General features: G+C 66.8%; 26 protein-coding genes. 8 read left to right on the plus strand and 18 right to left on the minus strand.

What is annotated here, in order from left to right:
- Positions 1 to 6: 6 nt before the first annotated feature.
- From AC5P5V_RS08345 to AC5P5V_RS08355, 3 genes are read right to left on the minus strand one after another with little or no spacing between them, the layout of a single operon-like run.
- The gene (locus tag AC5P5V_RS08345; RefSeq protein ID WP_134967921.1) at positions 7 to 741 is read right to left on the minus strand and encodes a DNA-formamidopyrimidine glycosylase family protein; all 735 of its coding nucleotides are present in this window, start codon (positions 739 to 741) and stop codon (positions 7 to 9) included.
- Entirely contained in the window at positions 734 to 1501 is a 768-nt protein-coding gene (locus AC5P5V_RS08350; protein ID WP_134967922.1) for a DUF72 domain-containing protein, read from the minus strand. Before AC5P5V_RS08350 ends, AC5P5V_RS08345 begins: the two co-directional genes overlap by 8 nt.
- Complete coding sequence (locus AC5P5V_RS08355) at positions 1498 to 1965, minus strand: BLUF domain-containing protein (RefSeq protein ID WP_134967923.1); 468 nt, start codon at positions 1963 to 1965, stop codon at positions 1498 to 1500. Before AC5P5V_RS08355 ends, AC5P5V_RS08350 begins: the two co-directional genes overlap by 4 nt.
- A 303-nt stretch (positions 1966 to 2268) precedes the next feature.
- Between AC5P5V_RS08355 and AC5P5V_RS08360 the strand changes: the two genes are divergently transcribed.
- The gene (locus tag AC5P5V_RS08360) at positions 2269 to 2586 is read left to right on the plus strand and encodes a KGG domain-containing protein (protein ID WP_134967924.1); all 318 of its coding nucleotides are present in this window, start codon (positions 2269 to 2271) and stop codon (positions 2584 to 2586) included.
- Between the two features lie 121 nt (positions 2587 to 2707).
- Here the strand turns inward: AC5P5V_RS08360 and AC5P5V_RS08365 are convergent, their stop codons facing one another.
- The 3 genes from AC5P5V_RS08365 to AC5P5V_RS08375 form a co-directional block, all read right to left on the minus strand.
- Complete coding sequence (locus AC5P5V_RS08365) at positions 2708 to 3616, minus strand: manganese catalase family protein (RefSeq protein ID WP_049416476.1); 909 nt, start codon at positions 3614 to 3616, stop codon at positions 2708 to 2710.
- A gap of 39 nt (positions 3617 to 3655) precedes the next feature.
- Positions 3656 to 4177 (minus strand): ferritin-like domain-containing protein, encoded by a 522-nt coding sequence (locus tag AC5P5V_RS08370; RefSeq protein WP_231352104.1) that lies wholly within the window; start codon positions 4175 to 4177, stop codon positions 3656 to 3658.
- 158 nt (positions 4178 to 4335) lie between these two features.
- Positions 4336 to 4575, minus strand: a complete 240-nt coding sequence (locus AC5P5V_RS08375) for a hypothetical protein (RefSeq protein ID WP_231352105.1) — start codon at positions 4573 to 4575, stop codon at positions 4336 to 4338.
- 307 nt (positions 4576 to 4882) lie between these two features.
- Here AC5P5V_RS08375 and AC5P5V_RS08380 point away from each other — a divergent pair, with 307 nt between their 5' ends.
- Positions 4883 to 5275 carry a response regulator gene (locus tag AC5P5V_RS08380; protein WP_061478260.1) on the plus strand — a complete coding sequence of 131 codons (393 nt, stop codon included), beginning with the start codon at positions 4883 to 4885 and terminating at the stop codon, positions 5273 to 5275.
- Between the two features lie 15 nt (positions 5276 to 5290).
- Here AC5P5V_RS08380 and AC5P5V_RS08385 read toward each other — a convergent pair whose 3' ends face one another.
- The 8 genes from AC5P5V_RS08385 to AC5P5V_RS08420 all read right to left on the minus strand — a co-directional run bounded on the left by AC5P5V_RS08385 (position 5291) and on the right by AC5P5V_RS08420 (position 11172).
- Positions 5291 to 5689, minus strand: a complete 399-nt coding sequence (locus AC5P5V_RS08385) for a BLUF domain-containing protein (protein ID WP_134967925.1) — start codon at positions 5687 to 5689, stop codon at positions 5291 to 5293.
- Between the two features lie 138 nt (positions 5690 to 5827).
- The gene (locus AC5P5V_RS08390) at positions 5828 to 6256 is read right to left on the minus strand and encodes a BLUF domain-containing protein (protein WP_134967926.1); all 429 of its coding nucleotides are present in this window, start codon (positions 6254 to 6256) and stop codon (positions 5828 to 5830) included.
- Positions 6257 to 6433: 177 nt separating this feature from the next.
- Entirely contained in the window at positions 6434 to 7123 is a 690-nt protein-coding gene (locus AC5P5V_RS08395) for a glycosyltransferase family 2 protein (RefSeq protein ID WP_134967927.1), read from the minus strand.
- Positions 7120 to 7707 (minus strand): class I SAM-dependent DNA methyltransferase, encoded by a 588-nt coding sequence (locus AC5P5V_RS08400; RefSeq protein WP_231352108.1) that lies wholly within the window; start codon positions 7705 to 7707, stop codon positions 7120 to 7122. Before AC5P5V_RS08400 ends, AC5P5V_RS08395 begins: the two co-directional genes overlap by 4 nt.
- Positions 7704 to 8462, minus strand: coding sequence for a PIG-L deacetylase family protein (locus AC5P5V_RS08405; protein ID WP_134967928.1), 759 nt, complete (start codon positions 8460 to 8462; stop codon positions 7704 to 7706). Before AC5P5V_RS08405 ends, AC5P5V_RS08400 begins: the two co-directional genes overlap by 4 nt.
- Complete coding sequence (locus AC5P5V_RS08410; RefSeq protein ID WP_134967938.1) at positions 8450 to 9391, minus strand: acyl-CoA dehydrogenase; 942 nt, start codon at positions 9389 to 9391, stop codon at positions 8450 to 8452. Before AC5P5V_RS08410 ends, AC5P5V_RS08405 begins: the two co-directional genes overlap by 13 nt.
- A 109-nt stretch (positions 9392 to 9500) precedes the next feature.
- Positions 9501 to 9998: a hypothetical protein gene (locus AC5P5V_RS08415; protein ID WP_134967929.1), complete on the minus strand. Its 498-nt coding sequence runs from the start codon at positions 9996 to 9998 to the stop codon at positions 9501 to 9503.
- 10 nt (positions 9999 to 10008) lie between these two features.
- Complete coding sequence (locus AC5P5V_RS08420) at positions 10009 to 11172, minus strand: zinc-dependent alcohol dehydrogenase (protein WP_134967930.1); 1164 nt, start codon at positions 11170 to 11172, stop codon at positions 10009 to 10011.
- 148 nt (positions 11173 to 11320) lie between these two features.
- On the opposite strand from AC5P5V_RS08420, the gene AC5P5V_RS08425 reads away from it, so the two are divergent.
- From AC5P5V_RS08425 to AC5P5V_RS08435, 3 genes are all read left to right on the plus strand, one after another.
- Positions 11321 to 11509, plus strand: coding sequence for a hypothetical protein (locus AC5P5V_RS08425; RefSeq protein WP_134967931.1), 189 nt, complete (start codon positions 11321 to 11323; stop codon positions 11507 to 11509).
- A 100-nt stretch (positions 11510 to 11609) separates the two neighbouring features.
- Positions 11610 to 12248, plus strand: a complete 639-nt coding sequence (locus AC5P5V_RS08430) for a DUF6766 family protein (protein ID WP_134967932.1) — start codon at positions 11610 to 11612, stop codon at positions 12246 to 12248.
- A 3-nt stretch (positions 12249 to 12251) separates the two neighbouring features.
- Positions 12252 to 12803: a cysteine hydrolase family protein gene (locus AC5P5V_RS08435; protein ID WP_134967933.1), complete on the plus strand. Its 552-nt coding sequence runs from the start codon at positions 12252 to 12254 to the stop codon at positions 12801 to 12803.
- 15 nt (positions 12804 to 12818) lie between these two features.
- On the opposite strand, the gene AC5P5V_RS08440 is transcribed toward AC5P5V_RS08435, so the two are convergent.
- From AC5P5V_RS08440 to AC5P5V_RS08455, 4 genes are all read right to left on the minus strand, one after another.
- Positions 12819 to 13052, minus strand: coding sequence for a metallothionein (locus AC5P5V_RS08440; protein ID WP_061478271.1), 234 nt, complete (start codon positions 13050 to 13052; stop codon positions 12819 to 12821).
- 147 nt (positions 13053 to 13199) lie between these two features.
- Positions 13200 to 13646: a Rap1a/Tai family immunity protein gene (locus AC5P5V_RS08445; RefSeq protein ID WP_231352109.1), complete on the minus strand. Its 447-nt coding sequence runs from the start codon at positions 13644 to 13646 to the stop codon at positions 13200 to 13202.
- A 45-nt stretch (positions 13647 to 13691) separates the two neighbouring features.
- Positions 13692 to 14312 (minus strand): hypothetical protein, encoded by a 621-nt coding sequence (locus tag AC5P5V_RS08450; RefSeq protein WP_231352110.1) that lies wholly within the window; start codon positions 14310 to 14312, stop codon positions 13692 to 13694.
- Positions 14313 to 14408: 96 nt separating this feature from the next.
- Entirely contained in the window at positions 14409 to 15392 is a 984-nt protein-coding gene (locus AC5P5V_RS08455) for a LacI family DNA-binding transcriptional regulator (RefSeq protein ID WP_134967935.1), read from the minus strand.
- 157 nt (positions 15393 to 15549) lie between these two features.
- Between AC5P5V_RS08455 and ptsP the strand changes: the two genes are divergently transcribed.
- From ptsP to AC5P5V_RS08470, 3 genes are all read left to right on the plus strand, one after another.
- Positions 15550 to 18063 (plus strand): phosphoenolpyruvate--protein phosphotransferase, encoded by a 2514-nt coding sequence (gene ptsP / locus AC5P5V_RS08460; RefSeq protein WP_134967936.1) that lies wholly within the window; start codon positions 15550 to 15552, stop codon positions 18061 to 18063.
- A complete protein-coding gene (locus AC5P5V_RS08465; RefSeq protein WP_231352111.1) occupies positions 18060 to 19016 on the plus strand; it encodes a 1-phosphofructokinase family hexose kinase in 957 nt (318 codons plus the stop codon). The genes ptsP and AC5P5V_RS08465 overlap by 4 nt, the downstream gene beginning before the upstream one ends.
- Positions 19017 to 19102: 86 nt before the next feature.
- A complete protein-coding gene (locus AC5P5V_RS08470) occupies positions 19103 to 20809 on the plus strand; it encodes a PTS fructose transporter subunit IIC (RefSeq protein WP_134969008.1) in 1707 nt (568 codons plus the stop codon).
- Positions 20810 to 20814 lie beyond the last annotated feature (5 nt).

Genomic DNA, 20814 nt, shown 5'->3' on the forward strand with positions numbered 1-20814 from the left:
GCAGCCTCAGGTCCCGTACAGTACCTGATCATTGGGACAGAAGAACGTGCGTCGCCGCGTCGTCCCCAGATAGAGCTTGCTGATCGGGCCACCACACAGGGGACAGACCTTTTTCGTGTGCACCTGCCAATGCTTCTTCAGCTCGAAGCGGCGCTTCCACTCCAGGAAATCGAAGCTGTAGGCGCGAGCCTGCTCGATCAAGGCGGTAAGCCTTCGTGGCGGCAGGTCGCCCAGCCGGGAGGCGGGATGCACGCCTATCCGGAACAGCACCTCGTTCTTGATGATGTTGCCCACGCCGGCGAAGACGCTCTGGTCCAGAAGCACATCGCAGACCAGGACGTCCGGCAGGACCTTCAGCTTGCGCCGGGCCAGCTTCGGATCCCAGGCCTCGTTCATCACGTCCGCGCGCCAATCGTAGACATCGTCCAACGGCTCGTGGATCAGCCGCACGGAGCACGCATAGAAGTTCAGCTCGCCATTGTCGAACATCAGGGATGCACGCGGCGGGGTTGGCTTCCGTTCGTCGATGCGCCAGCTGCCGAACATCATCAGGTGGATGCGCAGCGTGTGGCGGCTGAATTCCAGCAGGAAGTGCTTGCCCCAACTGCGGACCGCCTTGACCCGGCGGCCCTGCAGCGGTGACAGGTCGATGCGGCTGTTACCGGACACGGTGCGGACCACGTGCCCCTTGAAATGGCTCGCCGCTTCCCGCAACAGCACGATGGAAGGACCTTCAGGCATGGGCGTTCTTCTGCAGCAGCGCCTGCAGGCGCAGGGCGTTGCGGGTGGCGTGGCCGAGTGCGGTATTGTCCAGTACGCACCAGGCCGGCCGTTGCGCATCGGCTTCGCGCTGCAGCCGTTGCGCCAGCTTCGCCAGGGTCTGCTCGCTGTACGCACTGCGATAGATCTGCGGTTGGCCGTGCCAGCGCCAGTAGCTCCACGTGCGGTCACCGCCGGGAATCGCTGCCGCCGGCACCCGTGCCGGATCCGCGGCAACCCGTGCAACGCCATGCGCACTCAACAGCGCATCGACCTCCGGCGTGAACCAACTCGGGTGGCGCGGCTCGCACGCCAGATCGGCCCGCGTGCGGGCGCGCAGGCCCCGCAGGAAGGTTTCGGCCGTGATCGTGTCGTACACCAGGCTGGGCGGCAACTGCAGCAGTAGCGGCCCCAGCTTTCCACCCAGCGCCAGCACGCCATCCAGGAACTGTTCGAACGGCTGCATCGCATCGCGCAGCCGACGCTCATGGCTGATCTCGCGCGGCAGTTTCACCGCGAACCGGAAGCCCTCCGGCACGCTCGCGGCCCATCGCGCGTAAGTCCTGGGCTGGTGCGGTCGATAGAAGGACGAGTTGATCTCCACCATCGGCAGGCGTGTGGCATAACGCTGCAGCAGGCTGTCGCCCGCGCCGAACGCTTCCTGATCCGCCCGCGGCAGCGACCAACCCGCACAGCCGACGCGTGGTGGGGCGGGCGCAACCGGGGCGGCTGTGGCCTTCATCGTGCGAGCTGCCCGTCCGGTTCCGTGATGCCGCCCACACCTGCCTCCGTGTGCGACTGCGAAACCGACAGCAGACGATCCAGTGCACTCTTCCCCGAGTCGAGCGCCGACGCGCTGCGCACGAAGCCGGTCCAGTCGGAGATGGCGACCTTTCCCAGCGCCAGCTCGTCCACCCGCACGCTGCGCATCCGCCAGTGCGGAAACTGTCGACGCCCCACCCTGCCCCGGTTCAGCTCGACGATCCCACTGTGGCTGCTGGCTCCCAGAATGCGCATGTAAGCGGCCTTGATTCCTGCCTCCGGGCCTTCCAGGTACTGCAGGAAGCGCGAGCCATCGAACAGCAGTGTACCGGTGACATCGACGGATTCGTTGAACTGCACCGCCTCCGCCACAAGCTGCTGCAGCCGCTGTTCCGTCAGGTTGCGGGAGGCTTCACTTGCGTAGGCAATTGCTCGAAAAGGCATGGCACCACCGGTTGTTGCAGACCGCTCTACCATAGCCACGCGGAGCGTACGCGCGGTGAGATCGGTGTGGACGCTGCGTCGAACAGTGGCGTGTCCCTTCCGCATCGCGTTGACGCGCGGTTGGGTTGCGGAAGACGTGTCTGCCGGTGCGCACACGCGTGCACCATGGTTCGTGGAGGCAGGATAAGGAATCCCGGGCTTCCGGATGACGCCACGCTGGCAGCCATGCCACCGCCGTCTAGCGCCGGATCTGGAAGATGGTCGCTGCCGCCAATCGGGCGGCTGAACCCAAGGAGACTTTCCATGGCCAACCAGAACCAGAACCAGGGCAACAGCAACCGCGGTTTCGCTTCGATGGACGAGGACAAGCAGCGCGAGATCGCCGCCAAGGGTGGACGTGCCGCGCACGAGTCAGGTAACGCCCATGAATTCAGCTCGGAAGAAGCACGCGAAGCCGGCCGCAAGGGCGGCGAAACAGTGAGCCAGGACCGCCAGCACATGGCTGACATCGGCCGCGAAGGCGGCCAGAACAGTCGCGGTGGTGGCAACCAGGGCGGCAACCAGGGGCAGCAACAGCAGGAACGTGGCGGCGGCAACAGCCGCGGTGGCCAGCAGCGCTGATCGGCATTGAAACCCGATGTACCCCTTCGTGGGCGGACGTGATGTCCGCCCACTTTCGTGCGCCCTCGCGTCACTCACGGGCGTTTCAACTGGGGCGCCGCAGGTGGGCGCCCCAGGTTTTTCACGGCTCGCGTGGCGGCAGGTCCAGTGCGCCCGCGCCTGGGCCGGCCCCCAGCTCGGCCCCGGTGGTCGGCCGCGCTTCCGGGTCGGAGAGCGTGCGCAGGGTCATGGCCTGCACCGCCGCTTGTTCGCGCGGATCCAGGTCTACCGTGCCGCTGCCGTCGCCACCGTCCACAGCGGCCTGTGCCTCGCGGTCGCTGACCCGCTCCCAGAGCTCGCCGCTGTTCCAACTGCCCTGCAGGTCGTCGGCGCCGTCGCCCTGCGACATGTCCATGTACAGATCGGTGAACGCGGGATCCCCCGGCAGCTTGCCCGGTGGGAAGTTGGGCTGGATGCTGTGCAGCGCCTTCTCGAACGACTTCATGTGGGCGATCTCGCGGGTCATCAGGAAGCGCAGCGCATCCTTGATGCCCGGGTCGTCGGTGACGTTGATCAGGCGCTCATACACCAGCTTGGCGCGCGCTTCGGCCGCAATGTTCGAGCGCAGGTCGGCGCTGGGGTCACCAATCGAGTCGATGTAGGCGGCTGTCCACGGCACCCCGCTGGAATTGACCAGCGCCGGGCCGCCGCCGTACAGGATCTGTTCGGTGTGGCTGGTGCTGTTCTGGCCCAGCAGCCGCATGTCCTCGGCCTCGGCAAGCCCTTCGGACTGGATCGCCTTGGGCCCGCGGTTGAGCATGGCGATGATGGTGCCGATGATCTCCAAGTGGCTGATCTCCTCGGTGGCGATGTCCATCAACAGGTCCTTGCGCCCGGGATCGCATTCGCCAAGTCCCTGGGTGAAGTAGCGCATCGCGGCGGCCAACTCGCCCTGCGGGCCGCCGAACTGCTCAAGCATGAGGCTGGCGAGCTGCGGATTGGATTCGCGGACGCGCACGGTATACATCAGTTTCTTGTGATGAAAGAACATGAGGATTTCTCCAGTGGCTGGCGTGGGCTGGCTTTGCGGTCAACGCTTGGCCTGGGCGCCAGGCGTTTCGTCACGGTTGAGGAACGCACCGACCAGGCCGTCCTGGTGGTCCTCCAGCCAGCGCGCCATGGCAACCTCTTCCTGCAGGATCTGGCCACACACCGCCGCAATGTCGGGCGCGCCGGCGCGCTCGGCAGCGATCACCAGCGCCCGGTACGTGGCGATCTCGGTGTTCTCGAAGCCGAACGAAAGGCCCACGCTCTTGACTACCTCATCTTCCATCAGGGTGTTGCCAGCGGCGTGGATGGCGGCGGTCATGCTGGCGAACAATCCCTTTGCGGTGGGCGCGCTTCCTCCCAGCGCCTCGATGCACTGCCGCAGGGAAGCGGCCTGCCCCTGTGTCTCCTGGACGTGCTGGCCGATCCGGGCAGCGAGCTGGGGGTAGTTCTCGATCCGCGAAGCCATGGCCTTCATCATGGTCTCCGCTTCCTGTTCCATGGCGTAGGCATCCTGCAGCCATTTCAGCAGGCGTTCGCGTCGGGTGTCGTTGTGGTCCGCCATCTCGATCTCCGGTCTGGGGCGACATGCCTCCGGAGAACATGGTGGAGCGCTGGCAATCACCGCCTTGTCGGGCGCTGTGAACCGCTGGAGGTGGCCGCTGCACGCGGCCCTGATGCAGCGATAACATGCACGGACTGCGGGCTGGCCCCGGTCCGCGATCAGGGCATCGGGCTGGACAGTGCCGCGCCGCCGGCTTGACCTTGCCGGCTGCCGCCCGACGCGCGCGGAGCGTCCGTTGCCACCAGCGCCTGTACCACACGATGTTGCATACGATGAGCGCCGCCTTCCACGCCCACGACATACACGAAGCGCCCATCGAATTTGGCGTGCGCGCCCTCCAGGAGATCGTCGGCCTGCAGCGCCCGCTTGAGCGACTTCATCCACGTGCGTTCAGGCATGCGGTCCAGTTCCACTACGATCGCAGTGCCACCGCAGTCGAGCGGCATGCACTCGACACGCAGCACGCGTGGGGAAGCAGAATCGGTTCCAGATAGCGGCATGAGAGAAGCTCCAATGCGGGGGACGGCGGCAGTATCCATGGCACGCGCCAAGGCGCCGTCAACGAACGCCATCCGGCCCTGCACGCTGCCTCGACGGTGCTGGAAGCGCGCTGCACGGGCTTCGCGCGGGGCTGACAACCCGCACGCGCCGTATTGATGCTGCACAGCACAGACTGGCACTCCCGAAGCAATACAGACTGCACACATGCAATCCGGAATGAGCCAGCGCAGATGCAACCTGCTGCTGGTGGAAGACCAGCTCGACCTGGCAGTACTGATGGAACATGCACTTGAGGAGGCAGGCGACCAGGTGACACACGCCTACAGCGTGTTCGACGCGCTGGGGCTGCTGGACACCCAGCGGTTCGACGGCGCCGTGCTGGACGTCGAGCTTCGTGACGGCGTGGTGTTTCCAGTCGCCGATCGCCTGGCGGAACTTGGCATCCCTTTTCTGTTCGTCTCTGCGGTCTATGACCAGCTGGTGCCACAGCGCCACCGCCGCGCCGCCTTCGTGGCCAAGCCGTTCCACGTCGATCAGTTGCAGGAGACGGTGCGGCGCGTGGTGGGCGACGCCTGCGCACCCCCTTCCGCACACTGACCCCAACCGCAGCGGTCAACCGAGGTGCGGGGCCACCACCAGGCTCAGCTGGCACAGCGCACCACCACGGGAGAGCCCGTCCCAGTTGCTACGCGCCACGCTGCGGATCTCGGAGGCCTCAACCCACAGCAACCGCATCGACCAATAAGGAAAGAACCGGCCTGAAACCCTGCCGCGGCCCAGTTCGATCAGTTCGCGATAGCTGCGGGCACTGAGAATGCGGCTGTACACCACGTTGATGCTGTCTTCCGGTCCCTCGATGTACTGGAGGAAGCGGAGCCCATCATAAAGAAGCACACCCGTAACGCCGGATTCGAAGTTGAAGCCGGCGGCGGCCCTGGCGAGGTCGTCCACATGGTCCATGGAAAGCCCCGGTATCGCCTCATTTGCGTAGGCGATCGCGCGGAGGGGCACATTCGTCCCTTCTGGCGCAGGAGGTTTCCTGCACGGCAATGATCGCTGCCCCGTTGTAGGCGCGGATGAGGGCCTTCAGGCGCTGGGGCACCGCCCCCTCCCCTCGGCTGCACACTCCGCTAACACCCGACCCGGACTTCAGGCGGCGTTCGCGTAGGGCTCAACGATTGCAAGCAGCTTTTCCATCGCTCCCCCTTCGTCCTGGCTCGTTACCGCCCGCTGGATGAAATGGCTCCAGTCGGCAAGGGCAATCCTCTGCAGCTCGCCCGCGCTGACCGACAGGCAGCGCATTGGCCAGAACGGCAACCGCCGCTGCCCGACACGGCCACGCCCGAGTTCGGTCAGTTCGGTGTGGCTGCGGGCGCCGCTTACGCGGGAGAACGCAACATCCAACCCGTCGGCGGGGCCTTCCATGTATTGCAGGAAGCGCTGCCCGTCAAACAACAGGACGCCGGTTACGCCCGCTGATCGATTGAAGCGGGCCGCATCTTCCATCAGTGCAGCCAGGCGTTCCGGCGTGAACCCGGGGACAGCCCGGCTGGCGTAGACAATCGCGCTGTTCGGCATCGGCTGCTCCTACTCTCCCAGCCGATCAATCTAAGGGCGACAGCGTTCACACGCCGTAAACGCGTACAGGGAGCGCGTCACGCATGGGCCCATGTGCGCGGGTTTCATGGATTCGGGCTGGATCGGAGACGCCTGACGGCGCGAGCGCATGCTGCGGTGCGGCGAAACGGCCGGTGCTTACGCAATGGCCGGCCCGGTCAGCACGGCAGGGGCACCCGCCGCCCCCATATCAGCAAGATAAGCCGAAAATCCCCCTGCGGCGCGCCCTTCCAGACGGGCGCTGGTCAGGACGACGGGAGCTCCGGCCCAGCGTACATCCGCGCCGCGGGCCTGCAGCGCCCTCACCATCTGAACATCTTCCCCGCAGCGCAAGGCAGGAAAACCGCCAACCGCACGATAGGAACGGGCAGAGACACCCAGGTTGGCACCATGGATGCGCCCGTGGCCCTCGCCCCACTGCTGCCGCCCCTGGAATACCCTGCGCAGGCGCTGTTCGGACGGGCAGGTCGCCGCAATGTCCACCAGTCCGCAGAAGGCGTCACACGGCTGCGCCAGTTGTCCAACCAACCAATCGCCAGGGACCTCGCTATCGGCGTCCGTGCTGACCAGCCACCTGGCGCCACGACTCAGCAGCTCGGCGGCGGCCACGCCGCGGGCAACCCCTACGCAGCGTGCATCCAGCCGCACAATGCCGACGCGCTGCTGGTGGCAGATGGACGCCGTCGCATCCGAGCAAGCGTCCAGTGCAACCACCACGTCCACTGCTTCGCCGCCCAGGCCCGGGTGCAGGGTAGCTCTTCGGATCGATTGCAGGCAGCGCGCCATGCTGGCTGCCTCGTTGTGCGCGGGGACCAGAACGCCTATCACCGCAGGCCCTCGTTGCGGGCCAGTGACAGCGTGCCGCGCGTCCAGCCTTGCAGCACGAAGTCCGCATCGCGATAGTGGAAGGCTTCGTGCAGGCCGTCGCCCAGGCAGCGATGCACGACTTCGGTCCGGCTCACCCGCCCAGGGAACGGGGACAACCAATGGCAGGCGACCAGCAATCCGTCGTCACGAAGTGCTTCATCGATTCCGGCCCGTAGCTCGCGAAGGGCGCTCGTCCCCAGGTAGTAGCCCATCTCACCGCAGACGATCAGGTCGAAGCGGCCCGGCGGCCATTGCTCGGGGTGGCTGGCGCAGTGGACCTGCACGTGCGGCAGGTGGGCCAGGTTGCGGCGGGCCCGGAACGCTGCGCGCGGGCTGATGTCGGTGGCCAGCAGGCGCTCGCAGCGCGCCGCCAGGGCCTCGGTCAGCACGCCGTTGGAGCAACCCAGCTCCCAGCCACGATTGAACTGGCGCTGGCTCAGGCTGGCCAACAGCAATGCACGCTTGCGTTCTTCATACCACCGGTTGCGGTAGCCAAAAGGATCTTCCTGCTCATGCAGTTCATCGAAGTACGGTTGCGCGCTCATGCCAGGAACACCTCGTAATCGCGGAGAAATCGGGCCAGTACATGGGAAGGCAGCACCGGCGGGCTGTTCAGGCCCGGCACGTTGCCGGTCTGCGTCCGGAACCGGGCGATGGCGCTTCGTTTCACCGACGCCGCTGGGGAAATATCGACAAGTCGCGGGAGCTCCCACGCCATGTGCGCGCAGGCCGGATCCAGCCAGTGCCAGCCCCATACCGGGTACTCCAGGCGACAGCAACCCACTGCGCGCGCGGCGCGGCAGGCTGCACGCCCTGCCGCTTCGTGATCGGGGTGCCCATCGAAGCGCCAGGGCGCCAGTACCAGATCACCCGGCTGCAAGTGCTGCTGCAGCCAGTCCTGCAGGCCCTGTTCGTGCTTGCTGACCGCGCCATCGCCGATGCCGAGATGAAACGTGGCGTCAGCCGGAATCCCAAGCTCCGCCAGCGCCGCGGCAAGCTCTGCCCGACGCGCCGACCGCAGGCGGTCCGGTGTCCACCAAGGTTCACCCGGATAACACGCTTCCCCATCCGTCACGGCAATGACGCCAATCTCCATGCCCTGTGCCGCGGCTTGATGGAGCAGCCCGCCACAGCCAAGGATCTCGTCGTCGGGATGCGGCGCAACGACCACAAGGCGGTCATGGTCGGCGCACAGCGAGCGGGCGGGCGTGGACGGTTGCTGCCAGAGCCAATCGCAGCGCAGCCAGGCCTGTTCTTGCGTTCCCTGTCCTTGCAGGGGTGTGCTGGCTACAGCGCCCATGCGGTCTCCTCTGCTGCCCGCTGCTCACCCAGCCACTGCCAATCCCGATCGGCGTGGCACTGCCTGAGGAACACCGTCAGGTCCGCCCAGCGGCGGGCGTGACCGTCTTCCAGGCACATCGGCGCCGGCCCGAGCGCCCGACCTGCAAGGTCCAGGACGCGCGTCGCCGCCCGCTCGACCACGCAGCGCAGCCGCACTACGTCTTCCCGATGCGCCGATTGGGGCGCGTCGTCGATGCGCGCGGCCACTTCGCGAAGCAGCGCCGCAGCCGGCCCCAGGGCAAGGTCCACTGCACCCAGCAGTCGTGCGCGGTTGCCGTCGCTGCAGGCTGGTCGCATGCGTTCAGCCAGTGCCACCGCTGCGCCAAACCAGACCGCCGCGATGCCCGCCCCGCCGTGCCAGAAGCCCGGGCGTTGCAGGTAGGCGTCGCGCGCTCCCAGAATCGTCATCGGTGCGCCATCGAAGCGCACCGTCGTGGACGGAATGCCAGCCATGCCAGCGGCCGGCCAGGGCTCACCCGAAAGCGTGCACCAATGCTCCGCCGCCACGTGGCACAGCCACACGCCCTGTGTGCTCCGCACGGTTACCAGTGCCGCATCCACCCAAGCGCTGCCTGAACACCAGGGCTTGTCGCCATACAGCCCATCGCCGGCGTCGATGCGCAGGGTGTTGGCTGGGCCTTCTGCGGCCCATACCGCCAGCAGCTGCCCTTCAGCAACCACAGGCGCGTTCAGCTCGGCAATGATCGCCTGGGCGTCGTAATGCGCTTCCAGTACCTTGGCCAGGCAGAGATCCTCTGCGCCCCACGCCGCCAGCGCCCGCCAGCGCTGCAGCGTGTGGCCACTTCCGGGCAAAGGCAGTGCGGGCTGCTGGGCGAGAACCTGGCGTGCACGGTTGAACAGCGAAGAAGGCAACGTCACATCCTGCATGGCCGATCTGCAATGAAGATAGGTCATGAACGTAGGCGCCCTGCGGTCACATCACTGTCTTGGCGGTGTGGCGGCCACATGAATACCCGGCGCAGTGTTCCTCACGCGCTCACCGCTGGCGATGTTCGCTGGCACGCACGCACAGGCGCAGCTCCCATAGCCAGGGCAACACCACCAGGCCAAGTGCCGGCAGCAATACGAACCACCACAGCGCCGGTGCTGCCGGTGCCACATTGACTGCCCATCGAGGTTCGGCCTGCCACGCCACCCCGCCCAGCAGGACCCAAGGAGCGGCGTCGAGCACACTGTGCACGTGCTGCTCGGCCGGGCTGATGCGTCGCCGCCCGTCCGCGCTGACAGTGTCGAAGTAGCCGGCGATTGCGTGCGCGATGACCAGGACTGCCAGCAGCGTGACGAGCGACCACGTGCTTTCCAGCACGAGCCACGCCAGTACGCCGCTGCCGATGAGCAGCAGCTGCAGCCCATGCAGCAGGCTCTCGCGCATCGCGGACGTGTGCGGCAGGTCGGTACGCCGGTGAAAGTGGAAGTCCAGCGCACCGGCGGCCAGCCAGACTGCGTAGACACATGCCATGACAATCCAACTCATGACGGCCCGCTCAGGGAGTCAATACGATCTTGCGGCAGTCGTCGTCCTTGGCATCGAACATTGCATAACCTTGCGCTGCGTCGGCCAGGCGCATCCGGTGCGAGATGATGTCTCCCGGATCCAGCTTTCCTTCCAGGATTGCGTCCAGCAGTTCCGGCATCAGTCCCTGCACGTGAGTCTGCCCCATCTTGAATGTCAGGCCCTTGTCGAACGCATCGCCCAGCAGGAACCCGTGGATGAAACCGGCATAGACACCGGGAATGCTGACCACGCCGCCGCGGCGGGCGGCTGCGATGCACTGACGGATGGCCACGCCGCTGCTGCCTTCCAGTTTCACGGCGGTCAGCGCTGACTCCAGCGCACTGCCCTCGGCCTCGAAACCGACGGCCTCGATGCAGGCATCCACGCCGCGCCCACTGGTCTGGGTCAGGATGTAGTCGGACGGGTCCTCGATCTCCTTGAAGTCGATCGGCGTCACACCATAGGCACGGCGCGCGTAGTCCAGGCGGTAGCGAAGATGGTCGACCATGAAGATGGTCTCCGCTCCCAGCAGCCGGCAGCAGGCCGCGCTCATCAGTCCCACCGGACCGGCACCGAAGATCGCCACTGTCGAGCCCGGCTTGACCCCTGCGTTCAGCGCGGCCTGATAGCCGGTGGGCAGAATGTCCGACAGGAACAGAACCTGTTCGTCGGCCACGCCTTCCGGAATACGCAGTGGGCCCACATTCGCCTTGGGCACGCGCACGAATTCGGCCTGTCCACCTGCCACGCCGCCATACAGATGGCTGTATCCGAACAAGGCCGCTGGAGGCAGAAGGCCCTTCTGGTTCAGCGCGGCGCCCTTGCCCGGGTTGGTAGTCTCGCAGGCGGCATACTCGGCCAGCCGGCAGTGGAAGCACTCGCCACAAGCGATCACGAAAGGGATCACCACGCGATCGCCCGGCCTCACCTGGGTTACGCCGCTGCCGACCTCTTCCACCACGCCCATGAATTCGTGCCCCAGCACATCGCCGTCGTGCAGATCGGGGATCTTGCCCCTGTACAGGTGCAGGTCCGAGCCACAGATGGCGGTGGCGGTAACCCTCAGGATCAGGTCGTCCTCAGCTGCCAGCACCGGGTCCGGCACGGTCTCGACGCGCACATCCTTGCGTCCGTGATAGGTCAATGCCTGCATCGTGCTTCTCCAGAAGATCGGAACGACAGCATTGCAGGGACGTCCTCCTGCCCCGGTGACATCCAGGTGTGCGCAGCGTTCATTCCGCGGCGTCGTGGCGTTAACCCGGCCCGGGGCACGCTGCGAACACCCGCCACAGGAGCTCACCATGAACGACAAGCTGCCTTTCAATCCAACAACAGACGTGGACGATCAATCGAAAGCGCACACGCCGGACAAGCGGCACAATGATCGAGCGAAGTGGAAGGAGCACGACATGCCGGACGACGGTGATGGCCCCAAGGCCGTACCCGAGGACTACGAGCGTCCCGATCCCGATCCGACGGGCAAGCGTTGAGGCCGCCTCACATCCCTGGATGCGCCGGGTTCACGCGTCATGGTGCGCTGCCGGCGCAAGCTGCATGCACGGTTTCTGGTCAGGCTGAAAGAGGTGTTGCATGTGGAAACGCAACGGTCTCTCGCTGGTACTGCTTGCACTCACTGTCGTCTTCATTGTCGGGCAGGCAGTTGCGGGACATCACGTGCACAATCAGGCGTTGACGCAGCACGGGCGCGCGCCGATCGACCTCTGGCACTACCTGGCGACCGGGCATTTCGTGAGCGCTACATTCGAGAACTGGGAGAGCGAGTTCCTGCAGATGGGAATGTACGTTCTTCTGACCGTCACCCTGCGCCAGCGTGGCTCGGCCGAATCCCGGCCCCTGGACCCGGCGCAGGAGCAGAACCGCGTCGAGCCGGGCCCTGCGCCGTGGCCGGTTCGTCGCGGCGGCGCATGGAAGGTGCTTTACGGTCACTCGCTTGCGATTGCCTTCGGGCTGTTGTTCCTGCTCAGTTTTGCATTGCATGCATTGGGTAGCTGGCGCGCCGAGCAGGTCGAGCAGCAGCTGCAGGGGTTGCCGGTGCCGGGTTTCCTGGAGCATCTGGCCAGCAGCACGTTCTGGTTCGAATCGATGCAGAACTGGCAGAGCGAATTCCTTGCCGTGCTGTCCCTGGTCGTGCTTACGATCTTCCTGCGGCAGAAGGACTCACCGCAATCCAAGCCGGTCGAGGCCCCGCACGCACAGACAGGAGATTGAACGATGGCGGATGCCCCACCACCGGCCTTGCTGATCATCGACATGTTCAGTCGCTTCGACTTCCCAGGCGCGCAGGCGCTGGCGCCAGCAGCGGAGCGGGCGGCCGCACAGATCCGACGCTTGAGAGACCACTTTGATCACCACGGATGGCCGGTCATCTACGCCAATGACAACTTCTCGGACTGGAAGCGTGACTTCCGCCAACAGGTAGCACAGTGCCAGCGGGACGGAGGACCGGCCGGGCGGATTGCCGACCTCCTCTCTCCCCTGCCCGGCCACTACTTCGTGCTCAAGCCCAAGCATTCGGCGTTCCTGGCCAGCCCGTTGCCGATTCTGCTGGCCAAGCTTGGCGTGCGCAGCCTTTGGCTCAGCGGGATGACGGCCGATTCATGTGTCCTGGCTACCGCGCTGGACGCCAACGCCAGGGAATTCGACGTAGTGGTGGCACGGGAGGCCGTGGCGGGGACGGCGGCCCGGAAACAGCGTGCGATGGCGCTGCTCGCCGATTCGGGTGCAGCCCGGGTCGCACGGCTCGCCTCGCTGGTCCCGGCATGACCGGCCGGAGCGGGCTCAGGCCCGGTCTGCGATTCCCTTTACACCGGCGTGACCGGCGCAATGTGCGCAGCAGAAGATATGACCGTTTCCTTCAACGCCATGCCCGATGATCGCGCAGTCGCAATGTGCGCAGCGCGGTGCGAACGCATGGATGGCGCACTCGAACGAATCGAAGGTGCCGCTGCGTCCGCCCTGCTGGAGGGTGAAGCTCTTGTCGTAGTCATTGCCGCAGACATCACAGGTGGCCATGGGGCACCTCATGCGGAGGAAAGAGCATGCAGTGTCGCGGGCGCGGGTGTCGGCGGTCGTGAATGCATCGTGTCGCCAGCGTGCAGAACACCGATGTGTTCATTACGCAGGCCGCAGCGCGCGTTGGCAACGCCCAGCCCACGCGTCTCAGCGTGCCTTGCCGGGCTCGGCACTGCCATCAGGCGATTTGCCGTGACCACAGGGAAACGCCGCGCGCAGCCCTTCGACAACCAGGGGAGACGCATCCTGTTGCAATCGCTCGCGGGGCAGCTGCCGCAGATGGGAAGACACCTGATCGACCAGTTCATGCGGAAGGATCCGGCCCTGCCCACACCACTGACCGCGGCTGGCATCGGCGACGCCCAGGATATAGCTGCTGGCCCGGGCGCTGGACAGCCCCCGGCAGTGTTCGCCATCGCAGAACCCGTCAGCGCCTTTGCCCTGCAGCAGCGTGATGAGCTCCGCACCACTGACAAGCCAGGTGCGTTCCGGTTGCGTTGTGCCTGCCACGGCGGGTCCCACCAGGGCGCCGAGGCCCAGTGTCAGGAGCCAACGCATGCGGCGGTGCGCGCGGCGGGCGTGATGTCCTTTCATATCAGGGTCCTGGCTGTCGTTTTTCCGGATTCCACGCGGCGCCGGTCAGAGTTGATCAAGCTGGTTGCGTGGTTGAAACGCCGGGTCGTCCTCAGCGTCCAGCATGGCATCCACCAAGGCGTCGAAGGGCGCGGCAGCGGTATCCAGGTCCGTGGAAGAAAGGAATCCGGATTGCCCCTGGCCGGCGAGGGCAATCGCGGCAACGGTCTCGCGCGCACCTTCCTCTGCCCAGAGATAGTCGTGGACCAGTGCCACCCCGTGGTCGCCCGCCTTCAGGAAATCGGCCGCGCCCCGTGCCACAGTCAGAAACGCGATGAGATCGTAGAGGCTTTCCGAATACGTCAGCGATCCCGCAACAAAGTGCGTACCAGTGCGGTCATAGGCGGCAACCTGGATGTTATCGGCCTGCGCGGATGCAAGGAAGGCCTTCAATGCGGCGCGATTGTCGGGGTAGCGGGCCAGCAGGGCCTGGCAGTCTGCGAGCAGTTCATCCAACGCCTCGTCGCTTGAAGACGCCAGGCATTCACCGTTGCGCAAGCGCCACGACCCGGCGATGCATTGCCAGTCGGACCATCGGGATGGCGAAGGCAGGGGCGCCGCCAGCCATCTGGAGAGATCTTCGTGGCGCAACTGCAGGCGCAACAGCGCTGAATAAGGCTCTGACAAGGCGATGATCCATCGGGTCTGCGTGTCCAGATGGCTTTTAGCAGACAACGCGCGACCCGCCAACACCCCAGTGCCAGCCTCATGGACTGCGCCAGACTATCGCGCAGCCGTTGACCCTCTGACCACGCACCTTCCCGTCATCACCAGTCTGCGTACCGGCAGCTCCGGCATGCGCAGGCGCTCCAGCAACAGCGACATCGCGGCCCGCCCCATCTCTTCAACCGGCTGCTCGACCACGGTAATACCCGGTTCGACCAGCTCGGTCCATCGCTCGTTGTCGAAGCCTGCCAGCGCCAGCGCGTCTGGAATCGCCAAACCTGCGCTGCGTGCGGCCTTCAGCGCCCCCATCATCAGCAGGCTGTTGCTGGCGACCAGCGCATCGGGACGCGAAGGACTGGACAACCACTGCTCGACCGTTGCGATGGCGGCCTCGGCCGTGGGCTCTACCTCGCGGTAGTCCGGTTCCAGCCCGTGCCTGCGCATTGCTGCGATATAGCCGTCGCGGCGTTCGGCCGCCGTGGTACTGGTGCTGCCGAACAGGCCACCGATGCGGCGATAACCGCGCTCGGCCAGGTGTTCGACCAGGCCCGCCATCGCCGCTGCGTTGTCGAGGACCACGCTGTCGATCGAGCCACCGGGTGCGGCACGATCAACCAGGACCGTAGGGTAATCCAGCGTGAGCCGGTCCAGCCGCCCCACCGTGGTCCGGGTGGGCGCAAAAATCAGCCCACTGATGCGTTCCTCATGCATCAACTGCAGATACAGCGCCTCGCGCTCGGGGTCCTCATCGGTGTTGCAGAGGGTGACGCGAAGGCCTTCCCGGTACGCGACTTCCTCCACGGCGCGGATCAGCGCGGTAAAGAACGGGTTGCGGATATCGGCCACGATCAGGCCGATGATGCCGGTATGGCGGGCGCGCAGGCGTCTTGCCTGCAGGTTGGGGTGATATCCGGTCTGGCGGATCGCCGCCTCCACCCGGCCGCGCACGGCCTCGCTGACTGGGCCGCCGCCGAGCACCCGCGACACCGTGGACTTGGATACCCCCGCCACGCGTGCGACGTCATTGATGCTGATGCTCACTGGTAACGTTCCCGGAATCGAGCGCTTTTCTAGGCCGGACGGCCGTCCAGGACCATGTTAACGCCAAAGGACTATTGGTTTTTTGTGCACTGCACATTGAAATGGCGAGTGGGAACGTTCCCAATACGTCCCAGCCACCCCTTCCGCGGAGCCCCCTTTGTCGCCCCAGACCTCCCCTTCCCCGGCCAGCCGGGAACTGATCCGCCTGGACGCGCGGGCGCAGGACAAAACCGATGCCATTGCCCAGGTCGCGCAGATGCTGGTCGCGGCCGGCTGCGTGGCGCCGGGGTACGAAGCCAGCATGGGGCGGCGCGAAACGCTGGCGAACACCTTCCTTGGACACGGCGTAGCAATCCCGCACGGGCTTGGCGAGGACCGCCATCTGGTGCTCCGCGATGGCATCGCCGTGCTGCAGTTGCCGCAAGGCGTGGAATGGAACCCGGGACAGATCACCCGTCTGGTGGTCGGCATCGCTGCCCAGTCGGATACCCACATCACGGTGCTGCGCCGCTTGACCCGGCTGATCCAGGACGAGTCCACGCTGCAGCGGCTGTTCACCACCACCGAGGCGGGCGAGATCGTGAACGCGCTGGCCGGCGATGTTGCGATTGCCGCCACCCACGCGCCAGCGGTGGATCTGGCCGAGCGCTTCGAATGGACCATCGCCTACCCCAACGGACTGCACGCCCGTCCTGCCACGCGCTGGGCCGAGACGGCGCGCGGCTTCGCGGCCCGCGCGCAGGTCCGCGCAGGCGATCAGGCGGCCGATGCCAAGAGTCTGGTAGCGCTGCTTCAGCTCGGGCTGCGTGAGGGCGATGCCGTGCGTGTTTCTGCCGAGGGCGCCGATGCCCCCGCGCTGTTGGCTGCGCTGCGCAAGGTCATGGATGGATTGGTCGCACAGGAAAGGGCTGATGCCGAGCGTGCAGCCCAGCGCAAGGCAGCAGCCCCTGTCGCCGGGTGGAAACCGCCCGAAGCGCAGGCGACGATCATTGGCATCGGCGCCAGTCCCGGATTGGCGATCGGCCCGGTGCATGTGCTGGCCAGCACGCAGGCGGAAGTCACCGACCGTCCTGCCCCGCTTGGCGAGGGCGGCGCACGCCTGCAGGATGCACTCGGCCGCACCCGCCAGCAGCTGGCCGCCCTGCAGGACGACACCCAGCGCCGCCTTGGCGCTTCGGATGCGGCGATCTTCAAGGCGCAGGCCGCGCTGCTCGACGACACCGACCTGATCACCCGCACCTGCCAGCTGATGGTCGAAGGCCATGGTGTGGCGTGGTCATGGCACCAGGCCATCGAGCAGATCGCCTCCGGGCTGGCGGCGCTGGGCAATCCGGTGCTGGCCGGGCGCGCGGCGGACCTGCGTGATGTCGGCCGACGCGTGCTGGCCCAGCTTGACCCTTCTGCTGAAGGTGGTGGCCTGGCGGATCTGCCGTCGCAACCGTGCATCCTGATCGCCACAGATCTCTCGCCTTCGGATACCGCCAATCTCGACACCGGTCGCGTGCTCGGCCTGGCCACCGCGCAGGGCGGGCCGACTTCGCACACCGCCATCCTCTCGCGCACGCTGGGCCTGCCGGCACTGGTGGCCGGCGGCGCCGGGCTGTTGGCGATCCAGCCAGGCCGCGAAGCGATCATGGACGGCAGCAGCGGACGGCTCTACCTGTCTCCCTCCGAAGCCGATCTCGCCTCGGCACGCGAATGGATCGCCGAACAGCAGCAGATCCGCGAGCGCGAAGCCGCGCAACGCGCGCAACCCGCCCAGACCCCCGACGGCCACCGCATCGACATCGGCGCCAACGTCAACCTGCCCGACCAGGTGCCACTGGCACTGGAACAGGGTGCGGAAGGCGTCGGCCTGATGCGCACCGAGTTCCTGTTCCTCGAACGTGGCAGTACGCCCAGCGAGGAGGAGCAGTACACCACCTATCTGGCGATGGCCAAGGCACTCAACGGCCGCCCGCTGATCGTGCGCGCGCTCGACATCGGCGGCGACAAGCAGGTGGCGCACCTGGAACTGCCACGCGAGGAGAACCCGTTCCTCGGCGTGCGCGGCGCGCGCCTGCTGCTGCGCCGCCCTGACCTGCTGGAGCCGCAACTGCGTGCGCTGTATCGCGCCGCCAAGGACGGTGCACGCCTGTCCATCATGTTCCCGATGATCACGTCGGTGACCGAGCTGGTCGCACTGCGCGCCATCTGTGAGCGCCTGCGTGCCGAGCTGGAGGCGCCGGTGGTGCCGATCGGCATCATGATCGAAGTGCCGGCTGCCGCCGCTCAGAGCGACGTACTGGCGCGCCATGCCGACTTCTTCTCGATCGGCACCAATGATCTGACCCAGTACGTGCTGGCGATCGACCGCCAGAACCCGGAACTCGCCGCCGAGGCCGACAGCCTGCATCCGGCGGTGCTGCGCGCGGTCCGTGCCACGGTTGAAGGCGCACGGCTGCATGGGCGCTGGGTCGGGGTCTGTGGCGGCCTGGCCGGCGATCCCTTCGGCGCCATGTTGCTGGCTGGCCTGGGCGTGGACGAACTGTCGATGACCCCGAACGACATCCCGGCGGTGAAGGCGCGCCTGCGTGGCACCGCGATGACCGAACTGCAAGCGCTGGCCAGCACCGCACTGGGGTGCGAAACCGCCGAGCAGGTGCGCGGCCTCGATGGAGCGCGCGCATGACTGCCCGCGCCGTCACCGTGACCCTGAACCCGGCCATCGACCAGACCGTGCGCGTGGCCCGCCTGCAGCCAGGCCGGGTGCATCGCGCCGGCAGCTCCCGCGACGACGCAGGCGGCAAGGGCATCAACGTGGCGGCCTGCCTGGCCGACTGGGGCGTGCCGATCACCGCGCTGGGTGTGCTGGGCGACGGCAACGACGGCGTGTTCCGCACGCTGTTCCGTGAGCGGGGCATCATTGACGGCTGCCTGCGCGTTCCGGGCCATACCCGCACCAACATCAAGCTGGTCGAAGAGGCCAACGGCGAAACGACGGACATCAACCTGCCAGGCCTGGCCGTGGACGCTGCCGATCTGGACGCGGTGTCGCGCCAGCTCGGCGCCCTGCTCGCGCCCGGCCTGCCGGTCGTGCTGTCCGGCAGCCTGCCGCACGGACTACCGGCCGATGCATGGGCGCGGTTGCAGGCGCAGGCCGGAACGGCCGGTGCGCGCGTGCTGCTGGACACCAGCGGCGATGCGCTCGTAGCTGCGCTGGACGGCGCGCAGGGCGCGCTGCCCTACGCCATCAAGCCCAACCGCCACGAACTGGAGGCCTGGACCGGCACGTCGCTGCCGGATCGCAGCGCACTGCGCGCTGCAGGCCAGGCCTTGGTCGAACGCGGTGTCGCACTCGTCGCCATCTCCATGGGGACCGACGGCGCGCTGTTCATTGATCGCGCCGGCGCACTGGTCGCGCGACCGCCGCGTCTGGCCCAGGGCAGCACGGTGGGCGCCGGTGATGCCATGGTCGCCGGCATCGCCGCCGCGCTGTTGGAGCGCTCCCTCGACCTGGCCGCCTGTGCACGACTGGCCACGGCATTCTCGATGAGCCGGCTGGATAGCGGAGACGCGCGGCGGCTCGATCCGGCGCAGGTGCGCGCCGGGGCCGGCGATGTACTGATCGAGCGGTTGGATTGAAACACCTGCCGGAGGAGCAGCGGTTGGCTTCGGGCCACCCGCGATGCCTCCGGCAAGGACGAACCCGAAGCATTCCAGGAGTTTCCATGCACGCTTCCACCGTAGTCATCGCCGCTGGCGAACGCAGCATCGAGGCGGTACTTGCCGCCGAGGCCCTGCGTCGCGCGGCCCGCCAGCGCGGGCTTGAGCTGATGATCGAAATCCGCAGCGACCAGGGCGTGACCGGCGCGCTGCCCGCCTCGGACGCCGCCTCCGCGACCCAACTGCTGCTGGTGGGCGATGGCGAGGCAGACATCGCACGCTTCGGCAATGCCCGGATCGTGCATGCCAGCCTGGGCGAGGTATTGGACGATCCGGTCGCCGCGCTTGCACCGCTCGCAGCCGCGCCGGCCAGTGTCCCCGCCACCGGGGCTGGCAAGCGCATCGTTGCCGTCACCTCCTGCCCCACCGGCATCGCTCACACCTTCATGGCGGCAGAAGGCCTGCAACAGGCTGCCAAAGCGCTGGGCCATGCGATCCGGGTGGAAACACAGGGCTCGGTCGGCGCGCAGGATGCGTTGAGCGATGAAGAAATCGCCGCCGCCGATGTGGTGCTGATCGCCGCCGACCGCGAAGTCGATCTGGCGCGCTTCGCCGGCAAGCGCCTGTTCAAGAGCGGTACCAAGCCGGCGATCAATGACGGCCAGAACCTGATCCGCAAGGCGCTGGCCGAGGCCGGCGTGCAGGCAGGTACGGCGACTTCAGGCCGCACGACCGAAAAGCCCAGGGCCACCGGTCCTTACAAGCACCTGATGACCGGGGTGTCGTTCATGCTGCCGTTCGTGACAGCCGGCGGCCTGTTGATCGCCCTGGCGTTCGCACTCGGCGGCATCTATGCCTTCGACGACGCACACAAGGGGACGCTGGCCTGGTCGCTGTTCCAGATCGGCGCCAAGTCCGGTTTCATGCTGATGGTGCCGGCGCTGGCCGGCTACATCGCCTACTCCATCGCCGACCGCCCCGGCGTCGCGCCCGGCATGATCGGCGGGCTGGTTGCGGTCAACATGGACGCAGGTTTCATCGGCGGCATCCTCGCGGGCTTCATCGCCGGCTATGGCGTGCACTGGATCAACCGTGCGCTGCGCCTGCCGCGCAGCCTGGAAGGCCTCAAGCCGGTGCTGATCCTGCCGGTGCTGGGCACGCTGCTGGTCGGCCTGCTGATGATGTACGTGATCGGCACGCCGGTGGCCGCACTGCTGGCCTGGCTGACCGACTGGCTGCGCGGCATGGAAGGCAGCAGCGCGATCCTGCTCGGTTTGCTGCTGGGCGGCATGATGGCCGTTGACATGGGTGGACCGGTCAACAAGGCGTCCTACGCCTTCTCCACCGCGTTGATCTCCAGCCAGGTGTACACGCCGATGGCGGCGACCATGATCGGCGGCATGACGCCACCGCTGGGCATCGCGCTGGCGACGTGGTTGTTCAGCAACCGCTTCACTGCCGAGGAGCGCGGCACCGCCGGTGCCGCCGGCGTGCTCGGCCTGAGCTTCGTGACCGAGGGGGCTATTCCCTACGCGGCACGCGATCCGCTGCGCACCATTCCTGCGCTGATCCTCGGCTCGGCGGTGGCCGGTGCGATCTCGATGGCCGCAGGCGTCGAGTTGAAGGTGCCGCACGGCGGTGTGTTCGTGCTGCCGATCCCGAACGCAGTCACCCATCTTGGTGTCTACCTGCTGGCGCTGTTGGCCGGCGTGGCGGTCACCGCGATTGCACTGCGCATCCTCAAGAAGCCGGTCACGGCCCCCACCCTGTAAAAGGA

The organism is Stenotrophomonas sp. YJH_SMC_130 (assembly GCF_059369035.1).